We start from the raw sequence: 18833 nt of genomic DNA, 5'->3' as shown, positions 1-18833 counted from the left end.
AAGATATGCTAGTAGATTTTAATGAATTGCCAGATAATGCCCGCATCTGGATTTATCAGGCTGACAGAAGTTTCACCGAGGAAGAATTGCAGGAATTGGAGCAGAGCCTTACCGAATTCCTAAAGGAATGGACCGCCCATGGGAGCCATTTGCATGCAGGCTTCGAAATTAGGTACAAAAGATTTATCGTCATCGGTCTGGACCAAACGAACGTTAGTGCTTCCGGCTGTTCCATTGATGCCTCCGTTCACTACATCCAAAGTCTTGAAAAAAAATACCAAGTAGAACTCTTGGACCGGATGAATGTCTCCTTTAAACAAGGGGAATTTATCGCCTACAAGCCCCTTAAGGATTTTAAAAAGCTGGCCAAGGCCAGATCGGTTTCCGCCAATACCATTGTGTTCAACAATCTGGTGGCCACGAAGCAGGAATATCTCGAAAACTGGGAAGTCCCAGCGAGTGAAAGCTGGCATTCCCGATTTGTGTAGGCTGCTTTTAAATTATCTTAATTTGTGTGCATTCCTCGATGAAATGCAATATTTTTATCAGCAATAAGTTCAGGTTTTAGACAAGATATTTATGCGGATAAACCTCAATATTCCCCTTTTATTACTTTTTTGCTTGCAAGCCCTTGGGCAGTCCAATCCCTTGATGGTCAAAGATTCCGTGGCACAAATGGCATGGGTCGAAAGTCAATATCAAAAAATGACCTTGGAAGAACGGGTAGGGCAGCTCTTTATGGTTAGCGTGGCTTCCAATCAAGGAAAATCGGCTACCGACAGGGTAGAAAACCTGGTCAAGGAACAAGGTCTTGGGGGTGTCATCTTTTCGGTCGGAGGACCTGTACAACAGGCTGAATTGACCAATGCCTACCAATCCGTTGCCAAAGTTCCATTATTGATTGGTTCGGATGCGGAATGGGGTATGGCCATGCGGTTGGACTCTACCTATGCCTTTCCGTGGAATATGACCTTAGGGGCTATTCAGGATAGCATCCTTGTTGAAAAGGTGGGGTATCAAATCGGAAAGCATGCCAAACGGGTCGGGGTACATATCAATTTTGCACCCGATTTGGACGTGAACAACAATCCGCAGAATCCCATCATTGGCAACCGCTCTTTTGGCGAAGACCCCAAAAATGTGGCCCAAAAGGGACGTGCTTTTGTGCGGGGGATGGAGAGAGCTGGGGTTTTGACCAGTGGAAAGCATTTTCCGGGACATGGTGATACCGCTACCGATTCCCATAAATCATTGCCCATAATCACATCTTCGGTGGAACGGTTGGACACTTTGGAACTGTATCCCTTCAAAAAAACTATGGAAGCAGGCTTAAGCTCCATAATGGTGGCCCATTTGGATGTACCGGCACTGGAATCACGTGAAGGGCATCCCTCTACCTTGTCCAAAGCCATTGTGACGGATGTGTTGCAGAATCGGATGGGTTTTGAAGGCTTGGTGATCACCGATGCGCTCAATATGAAGGCCGTTTCCCAATTTGCTCCACAAGGCGAAGTGGAACTACAAGCCTTTTTGGCCGGAAACGATTTGTTGTTGATGCCCGAGAATGTGCTCAAGGCCAAGACAAAGTTTATGGAGGCCTATAACAATGGAATCATTACAGAAGAGCGACTGTCAACATCCGTCAAAAAAATATTGATGGCCAAGTACAAAGCCGGATTGAACAATTACCGCCCTGTGGCCATAGAAAATTTGGTAGAAGACCTAAATAGTGTCGAAAACGATGTCATTTACGAAGAGGCTATTGAAGCTGGCATCACGGTGGTGAAGAACAATTTTTCGTTGATGCCCATCAAAAAATTGGACAACAAAAAAATTGCCTACGTACATTTTGGGGATGATGAAGGAAGCACCTTTTTAGAAGCTTTGAACAAATATCAAAAGGTGACCCCGATTGCTGCCAAGGATATTGCGGAGTATAAGGAGCGATTAAAGGAATTCAACTTGGTCATTATCGGCTTTCATAAAAGCAACGATAGTCCATGGAAGGGACATACATTTTCCAAAAACGAATTGTTCTGGTTGGAAGAAATTTCCAGATTGCGAACCAGCAACACCATTTTATCGGTCTTTACCAAGCCCTACGCCCTTTTGGATGTGCTCAACTTTGATACGATAGACGGGGTGGTGATGGGCTATCAGAACAGTGAAATCGCCCAGAAAAAAGTAGCTGAGGTCATTTTTGGGGCCATTGGCGCATCTGGAAAACTGCCTGTTTCCGCACATGCGGAGTTTCCTGTGGGTACAGGTTTGGAGGTTGAACCCATTCAACGATTGGGCTACAGCATTCCTGAGCGGGTGGGCATGAGCTCGGAGCTTTTGGCCGAGGTGGACACCCTTGTAAACGATGGACTGGATTCCCTCATGTTCCCTGGGGCGCAGGTCTTGATCGCTAGAAGGGGAAAGGTTATCTATGACAAAAATTTTGGAAAGCCTACCTATCAATCGAACGATAGTATTACCTCAGAATCCATTTATGATCTGGCTTCGCTGACCAAGATACTTTCTACCTTACCCATGATCATGAAGATGGAGGAAGAAGGCAAAATTGCCCTCAACGACACTTTTAAGGATTTGATGCCTGAATATGCCGATACGGAACTCAAGGACGTAACGGTCCTTAAGGCCCTGTCCCATTATGGGCGCTTACCTTCTTGGATTGCTTTCTATCTAGATACACTGACGAAGGACCGGAAACCATCCAACGAATTTTATCGTGAAAACCCTTCTGAGGCTTTTCCCTATAAAGTTGCGGAACATCTATACCTCACTAGATCGTACAAAGATTCGATTTACGATAAAATCGGTAGGCAAAGCCTTAAGTCCAATCGATACCGATACAGTGATGTGGGGTATTACGTATTTAAGGAATACATCGAAAAAACCTACCAGCGACCGATTGACGAGCTGGTTGATGAATTTTTGTACAGGCCTTTGGGATTGCAGCGAACCTTGTTCAACCCGTTGAAAAAATTTCCAAAGGAAGCGATAGTTCCCTCCGAGGAGGACGACTACTACAGGTACCAGACTGTGCAAGGCTACGTCCACGACATGGGAGCGGCCATGCAGGGCGGTGTTGGTGGTCATGCCGGACTTTTTAGCACGGCAAATGAGGTGGCCAAGATCATGCAAATGTATTTACAGGGCGGTTATTATGGGGGCGAACGCTTTTTTAATGCCCGTACCGTAAAGCGGTTCAATACCTGCTATTTCTGTAATAAAAATGTGAGAAGGGGCGTAGGTTTTGACAAACCACAACTGGACGAGAAAGGTCCTACCTGCGGATGTGTTTCCAGAAAAAGTTTTGGGCACAGCGGATTTACAGGAACTTATACTTGGGCCGATCCGGAGGAAGAGATTGTTTATGTTTTTTTGTCGAACAGGACTTACCCCTCCGCAACCAATACATTATTGATCAAATCTGGGCTGAGAACACGCATACAGCAGGCCATTTATGATTCCATTATTAACTAGGTATAGAATATTGCCGTAGATTTGTTCTTATGAAAATAGCGATAGTGTGTTACCCTACCTTTGGAGGTAGTGGCGTGGTTGCCACCGAATTGGGGATTGCCCTTGCGGAACGGGGGCATGAGGTACATTTTATTACCTACCGTCAGCCTGTGCGCTTGGAACTTTTGGGCAACAACATCCATTTTCATGAAGTGCATGTGCCCGAGTATCCCTTGTTCCACTACCAACCTTATGAGCTGGCGCTTTCCAGCAAGTTGGTGGATACCATCAAACTGTACGATATTGAACTATTGCACGTGCATTACGCCATTCCCCACGCCTATGCTGGCTATATGGCCAAAAAAATGCTTCAGGAGTACGGCATCTTTATTCCGATGATCACCACCCTGCACGGAACCGATATTACCTTGGTGGGCAAGCACCCCTTTTATAAACCAGCGGTTACCTTCAGCATCAACAAATCGGATGTGGTGACCTCGGTTTCGGAAGCCCTCAAGCAAGAGACGTTGAATATTTTTGATATTGAAAAAGAGATAGAGGTCATTCCCAACTTTATCGAGACGACCAAGTATCGAAAGGTATTTACCGATTGCCAGCGCTCCATGATGGCCAAGGACAATGAGCGCATCATCACCCATATCAGTAATTTCAGAAAGGTAAAGCGCATCCCGGATGTCATCAAAATATTTCATCGGATACAGCAAGAAATCCCTGCAAAACTGATTATGGTAGGCGAGGGACCCGAAAAGGAAAAGGCCGAGGACCTCTGTGAATCCTTGGGCATAAAAGATCGGGTGTTGTTTTTGGGCAATAGCAATGAAATTGACCGAATCCTTTGTTTTTCCGATTTGTTCCTGTTGCCTTCGGAAACGGAAAGTTTTGGTTTGGCCGCATTGGAAGCCATGATAAATAAGGTTGCTGTAATTTCCAGTAACACAGGTGGTATTCCCGAGGTGAACATAGATGGTGTATCAGGTTATTTAGCCAACGTGGGCGATGTCGATACCATGTCGGCCAAGGCCATAGAAATTTTGAAAGACGATGCCACTCTGGATAAATTCAAGGAAAATGCATACAATGTGGCATCAAAGTTTGATATCGTCCACATTCTTCCATTGTACGAAGACCTTTATGAAAAGGCTTTCAAATCCCGTTTTAAAAACACCTTTTGATTTTGAGATACCTGTTTCTCACAATGCTGATCGGGCTTATTTCCTGCAAGGCCCAAAAAGAAAACAACTCTCTTACTGGTGAAGCCATCGACGGATTGGTATTGCTGGACCATGATGATTTTACCAACATCGATACCTTTCAAACACGTGAGATTCGGGATTCCAAAACATTGAACAAGTTCTATCGCGAGATCAATAAAACCCGTAAGCCTGGGCTGCCCGTTCCCATGGTTGATTTTACTAAAGATATGTTGGTCTTGGTCTGTTTGGGCGAACAACAGGGCAAAAAAGAGGTCGCCCTGTACCGATTAAGGCAAACCGAAACAGAACTATGGATTGCTATTGACGTGTGGGAAGAAGAGCAGGAGGGAACGGTAACCATCCAGCCGATGTACTATCCGTTTTATCTGTACAAAATGCCATTGGTCGATAAAAGTCTGCATTTTCAACGGGTTGAGAAATAGTGCTTTCCAAATCTTTTTTACTTCTTATCGAAAATTATCGCACTTAAAAGTGCAAAGTTCTATAAGTTAGCGGCTTGATTTAGCTTTGAAACCGAAAACCTCAAATCAATACAAATGAATACTTCAAAACCCATTTTGATGGTCATGGCCCTTATTTTTTCTGCTTTGACCTTTGCCCAAGACCTAGAGTTGACAAAGAAAGACAGTATCGTACAGAGTTACTGGTTGGTTACCGTAGGCGTCAATGCCGTGGATGATTCCGGGGATGAATTCGGGAAACTCTTGGATATTGACAGGGCTTGGAACATGGTGCCATACCCGTCCCGAGTGAGTATCGGAAGGTATTTTAGGAACGGAATCGGCTTGGAAGCCATCGGGTCTTACAACCAATACAAAGAAGGGAAAATTATAGATAATGTGGTCAATCCTGCCGACGTGGATTATTGGGGCTTGGATTTTCGCGTAAGCTATGATTTGAACATGATTTTAGGGGAAACCGGCTTTTTTGATCCTTATGTTGGGATCGGAGCAGGTTATACCGATGCCAATAATCAGGGAAGAGGTACCTATAATGCTGTGTTAGGTTTTAGAACGTGGTTCTCCGACCATTGGGGAGTTGATTTCAATTCTACTGGTAAATGGGCCATGAACACCGAAAATGGGACCAACCATATTCAGCATGCTATAGGAGTAGCCTATCGATTTGAGGTGGAAAAAGGACTTTCCCGAAAAGGGGAGGAGAAATTGGCCTTGCTCAAGGAAATGGAAGAAGAACAAAAAAGGGTGCAGGATTCGATTGCTAAGGCTGAAGAGGAGGCCCGTTTGTTGGCAGAACGTTTGCAAAGGGAAAAAGAAGCAGCTGAACTGGCTGCGGCCGAAAAGGCCAAAAAAGATGCCGAAGATGCGAGAAGGGCAGCCCTCCAAAACAAAATCAACGAATTGGGGAATGTATATTTCAAACTCAATTCTTCGTATCTGACCTCAAACGATAAGGAGTTGCTGGATCAATTGGTGGCCATTATGAACGACGAACCAGGATTGGCAATCAAGATTACGGCCCATACTGATTCAAGGGGCACCGAAAAATACAACCAATGGCTTTCGGAACGCCGTGCGGAACGTACTGTTGAATACGTGCTTTCCAAAGGAATTGCAGAAGACAGGATAAGCCACGAGGCTTTTGGTGAGACCCGATTGGTAAATGAATGTTCCGATGGTGTTCGGTGTACGGAAGAACAGCATTCGAAGAATAGGAGATCGGATTTTGAGATTGTGGGATTTTGAATTAGAATCAACCATAATTTAAGCCAACCGTTTACGATTAACTTAAAAATGGATAAAACCAAATCTAAGTTATTTTTCGATTCATTTGGTTAGATTTTAGAGTATAGTATAAAAGTTTAGTATGAAAATAAGGTTGACCCCACAGGAACAGACAGAATTCAAATATGTATCATTTGCGTCCAAGAATAAAGATATTAAGGGTAATTTTCCAGACTTTTTAATTGTAGGGCCACAACGGACCGGTACTTCATGGCTAGCTGAAAACTTAACTTTTCATCCAGAACTGGGCGTAGCGATTCCTAAAGAAATATATTATTTTCACAGTTTAAGAAAGAAGAATAGAAGGTTTTCGCTTTATTATGGGTCTTTCAAAAGTAGTCTTAAGAATATTGGCACTGTTGGATTTTCACGGGTTTTTCGTGAATTATTAAAAGTGATTTGCTTTGATTTTTTGATTACTGGGAGGTATTATACTGACCAATTGGAATGGTATATGAGTTTATTTAAGATGAACTCCTTCATATACTGGAAACGGGGCAAGAAGATGAAAAAGTTAACGGGGAAATCTTACAATCCAAAAATGATAGGCGAATGTACAGCCTCTTACGCTGTCTTGGATGAAGAGATAATTGGTGAAATTGTAAAGTTAAACCCCGATATTAAGGTTATCCTTATGATTCGGAACCCAATGGATAGGGCCTGGTCCCATGCCATCAAGGATCTAGTGAAAATTCCAAATAGAGAATTCAAGGATGTTACAAACGATGAAATCATAGAATTTATAAAGGGGGGGTTTCCAGAAAAATGCGGATTCTATTCCATGCAGATTAAAAACTGGTCCAAATATGTAAAGCCTGGAAATCTGCATATTGGTCGTTTTTCTGATGTCGCTGACAGACCGGTAGAATTACTTAAAGAAGTTTTTGATTTTCTTGATGTTGAGGTAGATGACAATTATATTGGTAATCAAGTAAAAGAAGTTGTTTATCCTACATCCAAAGGGAAAATTCCAAAAGAGGTAAAAGAATATTTAATTAATACGTATCGTGATGAAATTAAATATTTGAATAAAGCATATAATTTTGACTTTTCTGATAAAATCTAAATCTGATTTCTTTATTGAATTCTATTTTTATGATACACTTATTTAGTCAAGAATCAATTTTACATACTGTTCTAGAATAGGTTCCCGTCTAAAATCTTGTATACGTTGCAATAGTTTGGGCTTGCATGCCTGTAAAAACTCGGGATGTTCCAATACATACTCCAATGCTTTCTGCATAAAGGCTACATCATTTACCGGAGTAAGAATTCCATAATCCGTAAACATGATATCATTGGTTTTGGCCTCTTTGAGTTCCAACATCTCATCAGGGCCAGACTTACAATTGGTACTTACAATGGGTAGCCCGCAGCACATCGCTTCCATCAGAACGTTGGGGAATCCTTCATTCAAAGAACCGAACAAAAAGAAATCCGCTGCCTTTAAATATTGGAAGGGGTTGCTCTCAAAGCCCATTAAAAAAACACGATCTTTCAATCCCAATTTTTGAATTTTGTGTTCCAGTTCATTTAGTAGCGCTCCTTCTCCAAAAATGTAGAGGCGTAGGTTTTTAAAAGGGGCTACGGCATCCAACAGGAAGGTGTGGTTTTTCTCAGGAACGAGTCGGCCAATACTCACGGCATTCACATAATTGGGATCAAAGAAATCCTTGCGAGCTTCTATTTGTTGAATTCTATCAATATCGATGGGGTTATAAATGGTCCGTGTACGTTCCCTGTCGATCCCAAAATTGTCTACCAGGTCTTTGGCACTGGCTTTTGCATTGCTTATTACAAGATCTGCCTTTGGATACAGGCGTTTGACCAAAAAGTTGTTGATTTTGGCTTGCAAGTGTTTGCCTCCATACTGCATGCTCGGAAAATTACGCTCACTTACCATAAGCTTGTACGGATGTTTCGTAAACCAGCGTGCCATGATGTTAATGTAACAGGGTCGGGTGAGAAGACTAAAGGAGTGGGTGATAGTTTCCTTTTGCAAAAACTTTGCGTAGCGATAAGCGAGCCATGGGAGTTTAAGCAGTTTGGCAACTCCCGATTCATTTTTACCTGACTTGTCCAGATAATGGATGGTCACCTCGCTAGGGACAGGGTAGGCCAGTTCCTCCTCGGTCAGTACCAACACCACTTCATGTCCTTGTTGCACCAAATAGGGGAGTAGGTAGGAAGTGACCCGCTCCGCTCCACCCCCCGCCAAGGAGTTGATAAATATGGCTATTTTTTTGGGTTGTTGGTTCATCGTTTGGTAACTATTGTTACTTAATGCGATTATCTCGCGATTGTTGTAGGAGGCTTACCCTGGATAACTCATAACATCCGCTACTTTATCGTAGTCTTTGGCAATTTCCATGATTTCATCGAAATATTCCCTAAATAGGGGACCATTGGTGATTTGATGCAAATTGATGCCCTGACCAAAGGTATTGAACTCGATGATTTTCACATCTGACTTATCATTGACCATAACATCCCAGGATATCAATTTAAAATAAGGCATTTGTTTGTGCACCTTCTCGATGGTTGCGACAATTTTTTCATTCTGTGGAAATATAAAATCTTTGAATCTATCGTCATCCCCTAAGTTTTTTGTTTTGACCCCAAACTCATCGATTCCAAACTCAGTAAGTTTCCCCATAGCATCCACGCCAAATGCAACACCTCCAGAAGAAGTATTGTCCGTAAAGGAACCTTCTTTTCCGGTTCTTAGTAGTTTTGATAAAATTACTACGCCGGACGGTCTTAAAAAGGACATCACTCGCATGGTGTTGATGGAGGTTGGGTTGAACCTGGCCAGTTCAGGGGATTGCTTCAGAATTTCTTGTACTACAAAATCCTTTTTATACTCCTTGAACAGTTCAAGTAATAACTTCTTTTTATCACTTGCGTCGTCCAAAACTATTTTTCGAACGCTCTGACCTCCCCAAGTTCCCATGGAAGGTTTGATGACAAATTGATCCAAATTTGAGCAAAATTCGATGGCTTCTTCCAAAGTGATGATTTCCCCATTGATGTAATAAAAGCCATTACAATTTTTCAGCAAGGTGTTCGGAGTTAGACTTGCATCAACAAATTTTTCCATGGAAGCCTTATCTTCCCATGCGGGATAGAGTGGCACCCGGTTCAACGAGGGTTCTATGTGTCCATAAAAAAGATTTTCAGGAACAAAATCGCTATGAACGCTACCGTGCATGCCACTATAGTACTGGTGCCATTTTAATGATATATTGGAAAAACCATATTGGGCAAACCGCTTTAAGATTTCCTTTTTGGTTCCAGCATTTAAAGTAGGAACCTTTGTTTTGTGTATTAATCGGTTGATTTTTTTATTATAAACGTAAGCCGAACGTTTAAGCCTGATTTTGGAGATTATGGCGAAGAAAGTCCTTTTTGAGTTTGACATAAGAATACTGTTTAAAGGGTAAGCATCATTTTTTGATTACGGACAACAAAACAAAGTCCTTACTAATTCAGTGGACTTAATTTAGGGAAGTCCTTATGTGTTCAATATTTAACATTTCGCCAAGTTTGAGGTCAAAAGATTCTGGTGTAAATCTTCCAAAGCCAGAATCTGAATGAAAGGTCAGTTCGCCAAAGAAAATGGATGCTCCAATGCTGTAAAAGTCCACCCTGACATAGGTGAAATCTTGAGCAATTTTCTCTGCCAGTTCTTTCATTTGGGTATAATTGGACGGTTTGGGGACATCCTCTCCGTTTTCGTAGATCCATTTGCAGGGAATTCGGTTCCATTCCACGTCGTACAGGTTTCTTTTGTGGTCCGTATGTCGGTCCAAGTCGACCTGGGTAAAAACCAAATTTCCATTAAAGCAATGCAATTTGTAATCGTCAGGAATATTGCCTTTGGAGTCGGTCAGTAACTTTTCCACCACGATTCTTGGCTCTATATCTTTGTATTGCCACTCCCGGGTACTGTAATAGTGGTTTTCCCGTAGCAACTTTGCCAACACTTTTCTTTTTGATTTCCAATCTATTTGGCTTTTATCCTTAACAATGATTCCCCCAGAACTATTATGGTTGGTTTTGATGATAACAGGATAGTCAGGAAGGTTTTCAGGGGTAATCTCTTCTGGGTTTTTGGTGTGTAGTACCAAAGGAATGAGGTACTCCTCGCCAATGGTCTCTTTGATATAGTCTCGTACCTTGTATTTATCTGCGGCAATGGGCAGCAAAGAGTGGCGCTCGTATATTTTAAGAAAATTGATTTTTTCGTTGAGGGTACGCGGGTTTTCCAGATCCAGTTCACGACCCATACTGGAGCGGAATTTACGTTTGACCAATGCTTTGTCGGAAATCAATTGCAACCATTGTTCGTACAGTACAAAAAAGGGATGCAACACATAATAGCCAATACGGGTATTGAGGTAAAAATGTCGGATTTGTTGTTTCATATGTCTAGCATTTTTGAGAATGGGTACTTCGATAAAGAATTTGTAAATAAGCATCAGTAGTTGATGCGGTTTTTTTGACACATTCCTCTTTATCAAGGAACATTGAGTCATACAAAATTTTTGTATTACAAATTAGATATTAAATCTTCCCATTGTTTACCAACTCTTTCCAAAGAAAATTTTTGGCTGGCTAATATGGCATTATCACCAAGACGCCGCCTTAATTCCTCATTTTCAATTAAGCTTATTATACCTTTGGTCATTTCACTGTGGTTTTGGTCTTCAATCAACAGACCATTGACCCCATCCTCGATAATGTCGGAAGGTCCCGAAACACAGTTATAAGAAATACAGGCTATTCCTTGGGATGTTGCTTCTATTAAGGCCATTGGAAGACCTTCAAAACGAGAACTCAATACAAAGATTGAAGAATTGGTCAATATATCTTTGACATCCGATCGATAACCAACTAAAGTTATGAAATCACCGAGTCCTAGTTCAAAAATCTTTTTCTCCAAGAATTGTCTACCAACCTCTCCCTCACCAATAATCCGTAATTTCCAATCAGGGTGTTTTTCGTGGAGGTTTTTGCCAATGTCGATTAGATTATCCAAGCCTTTATGATGATATCTATCCAGACTGCCGATTGCAACAATCACCTTCTCTCTCGAAAGATTCTGTTCTTCCAACGGTTTAAACGAACTAGGATTTGGCATGACCACTACCTTGGAACTTCGTTTTTTAAAAAATTCCATATCGTAATGGGTCAAGATGGTTACCGCATCGACGAATTTATACAGAAAGTCCCAAATTATCTTTTTGGTAAAATTGTATATCGCATGAGTGTGATTAATATGTTCTGAAGAGATTACTTTGATTCCGTATAGTTTTGCAATCGGAATTGTGACCAATCCGACTCTACTAATATGCGAACTTATTACATCTGGTCTATTTTTCTTTTTCCAATAATACCTCAATAAATTGAAGAAGCCCCTACTAAGTGTATAATCTGCCAATGGTAATTTTTTATGGAGCCTAACCCTTTTGACGGCATCATCCAACTCAAATTTATCCCCATCCGCAAAGGTGATAACAGAGACTTCATAACCTACCGAGGCAAAATAATTGGCCAAAACGCATACCACTCTTTCGGCGCCTCCTCCCTGGAGACTTCCTATAATCAGGTCAATTTTCATTAAATAACTCTATTACTTTATGGTTAACGGCTTTAGTCTAGGTAAATTTTAGTTCAAGTGAGCTTTTTTAGGTTGACATTTTGATTATTCAACGAATGTGAATCTTTATCCAAAATTTTCAACTTTAACAAGACATAAATTGATAAACTAATCATTTGATAGTTTGTGAAATAGGTGTGGCTAACCATTAGGTTTAGGAGACATACCATGGTTATGTAAAATAGGGTAGGCTCTTTTTTGAAATAACCAAAACTTTTTAGACTTAGATAAATATAGATACCTAGAAAAACTAAAAATGGTAGAATCCCACTTTCTCCAAAGATCATTAAAAAGGAATTGTGGACGCCAGGAAGATAATATCCCCGTTTATCCTGAAATGACATAAAACCATGACCAAAAACCGGTTTTTCCAAAATCAAATCATAGTACAGGGCCCAAGTTTGGTCTCGTGTATCCTTGCCCACGGTCCTGCTCTTTACCTCTCCCTCGGTGAAGAAACTGGTCAAGGCATCGAATCTATCTGAGGCAAAAATACTATCGTCAACAAAGGTTAAAACAATTATTAGCGATAAAACGCCAAGTACAGGTACAATCAAATTTTTTCGATTGTTTACGATGGCTATAATGTTCAGAAGTACCCAAATAACGATAAAAGTTCTAGATAGCGTTAGCAAACCTGCAAACGTAAAGATGATTTGACCACTATATTTCCAAAAACTATTTTTTATGGAATACGACAAGGCCATTCCCAATAAACACACAATACCCGCTGTATTTGGGTTAAGCAAGAAACCACTGAACCTTCCCCTGACCAAACCGTATAGTTGATTTGCTTCTGGAAATACCAATGCGTTTATGATTATACTCAAACCAGCCAACAGAAATATGTAAAAAATATCTGAATAATTTGATTTGTGCATTACCGCAGTTACACCAATCAAAACAATGGAAAAACGGATAAACTCTTTAATGTAGTAAATTTGATCCCCCGAATAGTTTAAGCCACTTATTATAAAATACAAAGCGGTAAAAACAATAAAAACTATTGGTGGCCTCTGCTTTTCTTTGGAAATAACGAAGTAAAGTAGTAGAGAGAGGGATGTTAGATAACTAGCTGCAGAACCAAATGCAGGGCCAAAATAAAGCAGTAAAAAGCCAGGTATGTTACATAATACCAAAAACAGCACCAAATATTTAATTATTTCTCTCAACAATTGGCTAAAGTTGTGAATTTGAATTCTATTTTGACTCGATTATTTAACGGTTCTTTCATTGGTTTATTTAAAAATGACTAAAGCTTCTTAAAGATGGACTTTAATCATTCATTGTTAGCAATTAATTCAGCTTATATGAATCATATTAGTTTTTCTTACCCGATGTATTAATATTGAGTAGTTTACCAAAATAAAGGTCATAAGAATCCGGAATAAATTTTCCATAGCCTGATTCTGAATGAAAAGTGAGTTCCCCGAAGAAAATAGATTCACCCACATTATAAAAGTCAACTCGAACATAAGTAAAGTCGGATGCTATTTTTTCGGCGAGATCTTTCATTTTCGAATAGTTTAAGGGTTTGGGCACTTCATCACCATTTTCATATATCCACCTACATGGTATTCTTTTCCATTCAATGTCATATAGATTCCTTTTATGGTCTGTATGTCTTTCTAAATCCACTTGGGTAAACACCAGTTTGCCATTAAAGCAATGTAGTTTATAATCCTCAGGAATATTTCCATCAGAATCCATGAGCAGCTTTTCCACTACAATTTTTGGTTCTATGTTCTTGTACTGCCACTCTTTGCTTTTAAGGTAGTAATTGACTTTAAGTCTTTTTTGTAATGATTCTTGTAGTTTGTTATAATCAAAACGATTTTTATCCCTTATAATATAAACACCCCCGCTGTCATGGTTTGTTTTTACTACAACTGGAATGTTAGGTAATCTTTCTGGCTTAATCTCTGATGGGTCTTTGGTGGAAAAAATCAAGGGAACTAAGTATTCTTTCCCAATTTTAGAAGAGATATAATTTCTTACCTCTAGTTTATCGGCACAAATGGTATGAATTGGCTTTCTATCGTATAGTTTTAACCAATTGATTTTTTCATTAAGGGTCACAGGGTTGGAAAGGTTCAAGCTTTTACCCAAACGACGCTTGTAATCTACTTTCATCACTAGTTTTTCAGGCCAAATTCTTTCTTTGGTTCGATGATACAAGAACCTTACGAGGTTTCCAATAAGTGTTTTATGATAAAACTTGTATAAAAGATTTTTCAAGATGGTTTTGTTTTGAATGGCTAAATGGGCTGTTTTCTTATTTTTAAAGTGTAAATATACAAAGCTATACATCTACCAATGGTAACAATTGTTGTGCATATGGCTAAGCCGAATACCCCATAATATTGCATCAAAATATAGTCAAGGACAATATTAAGGATCAAAGCTACCAATGAAACGTAGGCCATATAGCTATTCTTGTTGATGCTGATCAAGAAGTTGACTATGATCATTCCAACAATTTTAAACGGAATGTACGCCAATAAAATTTGCTGAATCGTTGCTACAACCTCTGTATTCTCTGCGGTAAACTCTTTTCTTTGGAATAGAATCTCGATAACTAATTCTGAAAGAAGTATTCCAATTCCACTTACGATAACCAAAAGCAGGAAAACACGTTTTAAATTCACAATGAGCATTTCAAAAGCTTTCTCCCTATCCTTAATCACCATTTTGGTAAAATAAGGAAGTAGAACATTTGCAAAGGCAATCATAAGTATGTTGGTCAAAAAAGCAGGAATCTTAACCCCATAGTTGAGCGCAGCAATGGAACCTACCACAAGTTGGGCCGCAAAAAATTTGTCAACTACCCCCACCATGGAAGCAAGGAATCCCGAGGATATCTTTGCTGGTAATTGACTAAAGGTCAGCTTTATGTTTTCGTTTTTAAAGTTGACTTTACCAAAGGAGATTACATTCTTCTTTAATGCAATACCCACTAAATAAATACAGCTTAAGATAGAGCCAAACAATGTGCCATATGCCAGAAAGTTTTTAGGAAGATTGGAGCTAAAAACCAAGAATCCAAAAATGATGCATAGGGGAGCGAAAATATCTGAAAATGAGCTAAACTTATATTCATTGTTCACATATAAAATAGCACCGAGCAAAGAACTGAATCCCCATAAAAAAATACATGGAGCAATGATATAAAATTGCTCCTTTACCATTTCGTAATAAGCTGTAGATTTATTTGGGAACAACCATTCCAAAAAAGTATCTGTACCCAAAATTGCTAGGACAATAAAAAGGAGGCTGGTTAAGAGGGTTATGATAAAGCTTGTTGTTTGAAAACCCCTTGTGTCTCCATCTCCATGAGATTCATTAATATAATTTGGAATAAAAACACTCTTATAAGAACCAAGAAACACGGTGTTTATAAATCCGGGAATAAGCATCGCGATCAAAAAGGTATCCAACTCTTGGTCCAGCCCATAATTGGCGGCAACAAAGGTTTCTTTGACAAAGGCTATTATGCTCACAAATAAGGTGGCACCGCTGACCAAAGTGAGGTTTCTTAAAACCTTTTTTGAAGAAAGATTTGTAATCCCCTGTTTGATAGTATGGAAACTTACTTTGTCCATTTATATAAGACTTTCAGAGATTAAAGCTTTCCAAAGATTTGAAATATGATTTTCTTCAAGATGTTTGACGCTTACATGTGCATTTTTACCCAATTCTTGCCTTAATTGGCTGTCGGAAACAAGCTTTGCCATTTTTTTCCGAAGCTCCGAAATATCATCCACAGGTATTAGAAAGCCGTTTTTACCATCTTGTATTAGTTCCGATGGGCCAGTAGGGCAGTCCGCAGAGACGCAGGGAAGTCCCATATACATAGCTTCGGTCAAGGCATTTGGAAATCCTTCGTACCTTGAGGGAAATACAAAAATGCTAGATTTCAGGTAATAATCTGAAACATTCTTAATTCTTCCCAATAATTTCACGCTATCTCCCAGGTCAAGCTTGGTGATAAGGTCTTCATATTCCTTTCTCTTGGGGCCTTCTCCCAAAAGAAGTAATTCCCAATTGTTCAATTTTAGTTCTGCAAATGCCTTAATGGCAATTTCTTGGCCTTTTTGACTACTTAATCTGCCTACATGAAGAATGATATTTTCTCTTTCAGTGTTTTTGGAATCCTTTACTTGGTCGGTATATGACTTGGCTATGGGGTTGTGTATTATTTTGATCTTATGGTTTTTGACATATGGTTTATAAAAGCCAGCGATTGGTTTTGTCTGTACCACCAATGCATCTGTCATTGGATAGGCTATTCTTTTCAATATTTTCCAAAACCTTGGTGTTCTATCCAATTTTGGATTGTTCCGTTCACTGATAATGCTGGGGATACCCACTTTATTGCTGCTCAGAACTGTCAATACATTGGCTTGCGTCATAAATCCAATCAAAAGGTCGAACGAGTGTTCCTTTGCAAATTGACAAATATGCCTGTAAAGTTTGAAATTTAAGCTTACGGATTGAAAAACATTTTGGCTTGGCTTAATGTTCTTTAAGCAATAACATACACGGACATTATCGTTCAGCGGGTAAAAAGGTTCTGATTTAACAAATGTTACAATCGTTACCTTATAATCATACGATAAGTTGTTGGCCAAAGTTGTAACAACTCTTTCTGCTCCTCCTGAGCCAAGTGAGTGTATTACAAAAGCGATGTTTTTCATTTAATACGAATAGAATCCAAATAAGTTTTAATACTTATTATCGTTGTGGAAATAAAGGTATTGCCTTGTATCCACAAGATGTTCAACTATTCGGTGAAAGTAGTTTTTTTTGGGTTTATGTAATAGGCGGGTAGGGTAGAATATTTTTTGTCCAATGCTAATTTTACAGGCAAAAAATCTATGGTTAGGTATAAACTAAGCCATCATTTGCTAAAGTCTTTTTGGACGGACTATTCTATGGTAATGGTTAAACTATGTAGGAATTCCTCCAAGTTGGTATAACCATCCCCATTATCATCTTCGTTATGTTTTTTGGACAGTGTTCCAAACGTTCTAATTTCCCAATCATCCGCCATTCCGTCACTGTCAGTGTCATAGGAGTTAGGGTGAGATACTGAGTTTAGGGAAGGAAAACCACCTACTTCCACTTCACTTTCGATTACCCTACCAGTCGCTTGTAAGAAATCGTTGACTATCCTTTTATCAGCGTCATCCCTTACAATGGAGCTACCAACTATGTTCGGTAGAGTTTGCTTCAATTCATTAAGCGATAACACCTGCGAACCAGAATTGAGGACTGGTGCACTCTTTAAAAAAGGATACAAATCATTGGAACCGATAGATGATATGCTGATATCAGAGTTGTTCAATTCATTGCCTTCGACAAACACCTCTGTAAGTTCAGGGTTTTCTCCAGAAGGCCCCAATTCTAGTCTTACAGTTTCTAAGCGCTGCGAATCGTATGGAGCACTTTTGTAATAATTATTTATAATATCACCTTTATTTTGATATACCAATCTGGTAACTGAAGTGTTACCATAGATAATGTTATTGATCATCTCAAAAGAGGAGTTATGCGTGGTCGACTCTATACACCTTGCCGTATTATGGGCAAAAAGGTTTTGGATAATTGAAATATTATTGGACCTTTTCCATAATATAAGTCCGTAGCCCGTTCTAATATTTTCTGCAATAATACTTTTTTGAATAGTTACGTTTGTCACGCCTCGTCCGCTTCCATTGGCCCCAATTTCAATGATTTCATCCTTACCCCAACTAAAGGAGCAATGGTCTAAAATGACATTTTGCACTAGAAAATCTCCTTTGGAGTTGATTCTCATAACATCATCATATTGTCCTTGGTCAACGTAATCCCATGCGTGCCCAGGCCGTATTCTTAAATATCGAATGATTACATTGGAGTCGTTTATCCAAAAGGAGGAGCCAGCAATTGTAATGCCTTCTCCTGGAGCTGTTTGCCCTGCTATGGTGACATCACCATATCCAGCACTTATTTTCAAGGGGGAGTCCAGCCATATCGTTCCACCTACATTAAACACTATTGTCCGTGGTCCTTGGATATTCGTAAGTCCATATCTTAAGCTTCCCTCTCCACTATTATTTAGGTTAGTAACACGGTAAACAATACCCCCGCGACCTCCAGTAGCGTTTCTACCAAACCCCTCGGCCCCGGGAAACGCTTTTAATGCTCCCATATCCGTATCCCCATATTGGGTGTTTACGACCACTGAAGCGGTTTTTTTGCCGGTATTTCCTCCTTTTCTTGCTTCTAAAGTGTACGTGAAATTATCTGAAACTATGCCATTGTTTCCAGCTTTGTTGGCGGAATCGGGCGCCGGGGTATAGGTTAAGGTATTATCTGCATTGATGGTAAGGGTTCCTTCTGCGGGTTCGGAGACTTCCACAATTTGAAAACTTTCAGTCTCCTGAACATTATCGTTCTTCAGGACATCAAGCGTAGAGGATCCTACATTTCCGGAAATGGTGAATTCGTCGTCCATGGCCTCGAAGGAGACGGACGGAATCAATTGTCCGTTTTCGTCCAATTGTTTATCCTTTTCCTCTTCGATTTGACTTTCTACGGTCGCATCGAATAAATCACTGTCTTTACTACAAGAAGTAAAAGCCAGGGTAATTAACAACAATAAAGTGCTCACGTACGAAATGGTTTTGTGGGGCGCCATTTGAATACTGGGGTTAAGTGGGTTAAAGTTTATTGTTT

At 39.9% G+C, this 18833-nt stretch carries 15 protein-coding genes; 6 read left to right on the top strand and 9 right to left on the bottom strand.

Annotated elements, in window-relative coordinates; all coding sequences use genetic code 11:
- Window positions 1-5 precede the first annotated feature (5 nt).
- From RBB12_RS13965 to RBB12_RS13940, 6 genes are all read left to right on the top strand, one after another.
- Window positions 6-488: an ABC transporter ATPase gene (locus tag RBB12_RS13965; RefSeq protein ID WP_179384778.1), complete on the top strand. Its 483-nt coding sequence runs from the start codon at window positions 6-8 to the stop codon at window positions 486-488.
- 91 nt (window positions 489-579) lie between these two features.
- Window positions 580-3492, top strand: coding sequence for a glycoside hydrolase family 3 N-terminal domain-containing protein (locus RBB12_RS13960; RefSeq protein ID WP_306013843.1), 2913 nt, complete (start codon window positions 580-582; stop codon window positions 3490-3492).
- Window positions 3493-3521: 29 nt separating this feature from the next.
- Window positions 3522-4664 carry an N-acetyl-alpha-D-glucosaminyl L-malate synthase BshA gene (bshA, locus tag RBB12_RS13955; protein ID WP_306013844.1) on the top strand — a complete coding sequence of 381 codons (1143 nt, stop codon included), beginning with the start codon at window positions 3522-3524 and terminating at the stop codon, window positions 4662-4664.
- Between the two features lie 2 nt (window positions 4665-4666).
- Entirely contained in the window at window positions 4667-5128 is a 462-nt protein-coding gene (locus RBB12_RS13950) for a hypothetical protein (protein WP_306013846.1), read from the top strand.
- Between the two features lie 114 nt (window positions 5129-5242).
- Window positions 5243-6412: an OmpA family protein gene (locus RBB12_RS13945; protein ID WP_306013847.1), complete on the top strand. Its 1170-nt coding sequence runs from the start codon at window positions 5243-5245 to the stop codon at window positions 6410-6412.
- Window positions 6413-6533: 121 nt separating this feature from the next.
- On the top strand, window positions 6534-7517 hold the full coding sequence (locus tag RBB12_RS13940) for a sulfotransferase domain-containing protein (RefSeq protein WP_306013848.1): 984 nt from the start codon (window positions 6534-6536) through the stop codon (window positions 7515-7517).
- 42 nt (window positions 7518-7559) lie between these two features.
- Here RBB12_RS13940 and RBB12_RS13935 read toward each other — a convergent pair whose 3' ends face one another.
- The 9 genes from RBB12_RS13935 to RBB12_RS13895 all read right to left on the bottom strand — a co-directional run bounded on the left by RBB12_RS13935 (window position 7560) and on the right by RBB12_RS13895 (window position 18795).
- Window positions 7560-8711 carry a glycosyltransferase gene (locus RBB12_RS13935; RefSeq protein ID WP_306013850.1) on the bottom strand — a complete coding sequence of 384 codons (1152 nt, stop codon included), beginning with the start codon at window positions 8709-8711 and terminating at the stop codon, window positions 7560-7562.
- 54 nt (window positions 8712-8765) lie between these two features.
- A complete protein-coding gene (locus RBB12_RS13930; RefSeq protein WP_306013852.1) occupies window positions 8766-9872 on the bottom strand; it encodes a sugar-transfer associated ATP-grasp domain-containing protein in 1107 nt (368 codons plus the stop codon).
- A 76-nt stretch (window positions 9873-9948) separates the two neighbouring features.
- A complete protein-coding gene (locus RBB12_RS13925) occupies window positions 9949-10878 on the bottom strand; it encodes an ATP-grasp fold amidoligase family protein (protein WP_306013853.1) in 930 nt (309 codons plus the stop codon).
- 125 nt (window positions 10879-11003) lie between these two features.
- Window positions 11004-12074, bottom strand: a complete 1071-nt coding sequence (locus RBB12_RS13920; protein WP_306013854.1) for a glycosyltransferase family 4 protein — start codon at window positions 12072-12074, stop codon at window positions 11004-11006.
- 53 nt (window positions 12075-12127) lie between these two features.
- Window positions 12128-12943 carry an O-antigen ligase family protein gene (locus tag RBB12_RS13915; RefSeq protein ID WP_306013855.1) on the bottom strand — a complete coding sequence of 272 codons (816 nt, stop codon included), beginning with the start codon at window positions 12941-12943 and terminating at the stop codon, window positions 12128-12130.
- 490 nt (window positions 12944-13433) lie between these two features.
- Window positions 13434-14246: an ATP-grasp fold amidoligase family protein gene (locus RBB12_RS13910; protein ID WP_306013856.1), complete on the bottom strand. Its 813-nt coding sequence runs from the start codon at window positions 14244-14246 to the stop codon at window positions 13434-13436.
- Window positions 14247-14371: 125 nt separating this feature from the next.
- Entirely contained in the window at window positions 14372-15715 is a 1344-nt protein-coding gene (gene murJ / locus RBB12_RS13905; protein ID WP_306013857.1) for a murein biosynthesis integral membrane protein MurJ, read from the bottom strand.
- Entirely contained in the window at window positions 15716-16810 is a 1095-nt protein-coding gene (locus RBB12_RS13900) for a glycosyltransferase family 4 protein (RefSeq protein ID WP_306013858.1), read from the bottom strand.
- A 230-nt stretch (window positions 16811-17040) separates the two neighbouring features.
- Window positions 17041-18795: an Ig-like domain-containing protein gene (locus tag RBB12_RS13895; protein ID WP_306013859.1), complete on the bottom strand. Its 1755-nt coding sequence runs from the start codon at window positions 18793-18795 to the stop codon at window positions 17041-17043.
- Window positions 18796-18833 lie beyond the last annotated feature (38 nt).

The sequence above is a fragment of the Allomuricauda sp. MMSF_3307 genome (assembly GCF_030733585.1).
Classification (GTDB): domain Bacteria; phylum Bacteroidota; class Bacteroidia; order Flavobacteriales; family Flavobacteriaceae; genus Flagellimonas.
Note: the sequence above shows the minus strand (reverse complement) of the source record. Positions and strands in the feature narration are given on the sequence as shown.

What these genes read in the sequence shown, in the direction of transcription:
- RBB12_RS13965 (WP_179384778.1), top strand. Translation starts at nt 6, where the DNA reads ATGCTAGTAGATTTTAATGAATTGCCAGATAATGCCCGCATCTGGATT.
- RBB12_RS13960 (WP_306013843.1), top strand. Translation starts at nt 580, where the DNA reads ATGCGGATAAACCTCAATATTCCCCTTTTATTACTTTTTTGCTTGCAA.
- bshA (WP_306013844.1), top strand. Translation starts at nt 3,522, where the DNA reads ATGAAAATAGCGATAGTGTGTTACCCTACCTTTGGAGGTAGTGGCGTG.
- RBB12_RS13945 (WP_306013847.1), top strand. Translation starts at nt 5,243, where the DNA reads ATGAATACTTCAAAACCCATTTTGATGGTCATGGCCCTTATTTTTTCT.
- RBB12_RS13940 (WP_306013848.1), top strand. Translation starts at nt 6,534, where the DNA reads ATGAAAATAAGGTTGACCCCACAGGAACAGACAGAATTCAAATATGTA.
- RBB12_RS13935 (WP_306013850.1), bottom strand. Translation starts at nt 8,711, where the DNA reads ATGAACCAACAACCCAAAAAAATAGCCATATTTATCAACTCCTTGGCG.
- RBB12_RS13930 (WP_306013852.1), bottom strand. Translation starts at nt 9,872, where the DNA reads ATGTCAAACTCAAAAAGGACTTTCTTCGCCATAATCTCCAAAATCAGG.
- RBB12_RS13925 (WP_306013853.1), bottom strand. Translation starts at nt 10,878, where the DNA reads ATGAAACAACAAATCCGACATTTTTACCTCAATACCCGTATTGGCTAT.
- RBB12_RS13920 (WP_306013854.1), bottom strand. Translation starts at nt 12,074, where the DNA reads ATGAAAATTGACCTGATTATAGGAAGTCTCCAGGGAGGAGGCGCCGAA.
- RBB12_RS13910 (WP_306013856.1), bottom strand. Translation starts at nt 14,246, where the DNA reads ATGAAAGTAGATTACAAGCGTCGTTTGGGTAAAAGCTTGAACCTTTCC.
- murJ (WP_306013857.1), bottom strand. Translation starts at nt 15,715, where the DNA reads ATGGACAAAGTAAGTTTCCATACTATCAAACAGGGGATTACAAATCTT.
- RBB12_RS13900 (WP_306013858.1), bottom strand. Translation starts at nt 16,810, where the DNA reads ATGAAAAACATCGCTTTTGTAATACACTCACTTGGCTCAGGAGGAGCA.
- RBB12_RS13895 (WP_306013859.1), bottom strand. Translation starts at nt 18,795, where the DNA reads ATGGCGCCCCACAAAACCATTTCGTACGTGAGCACTTTATTGTTGTTA.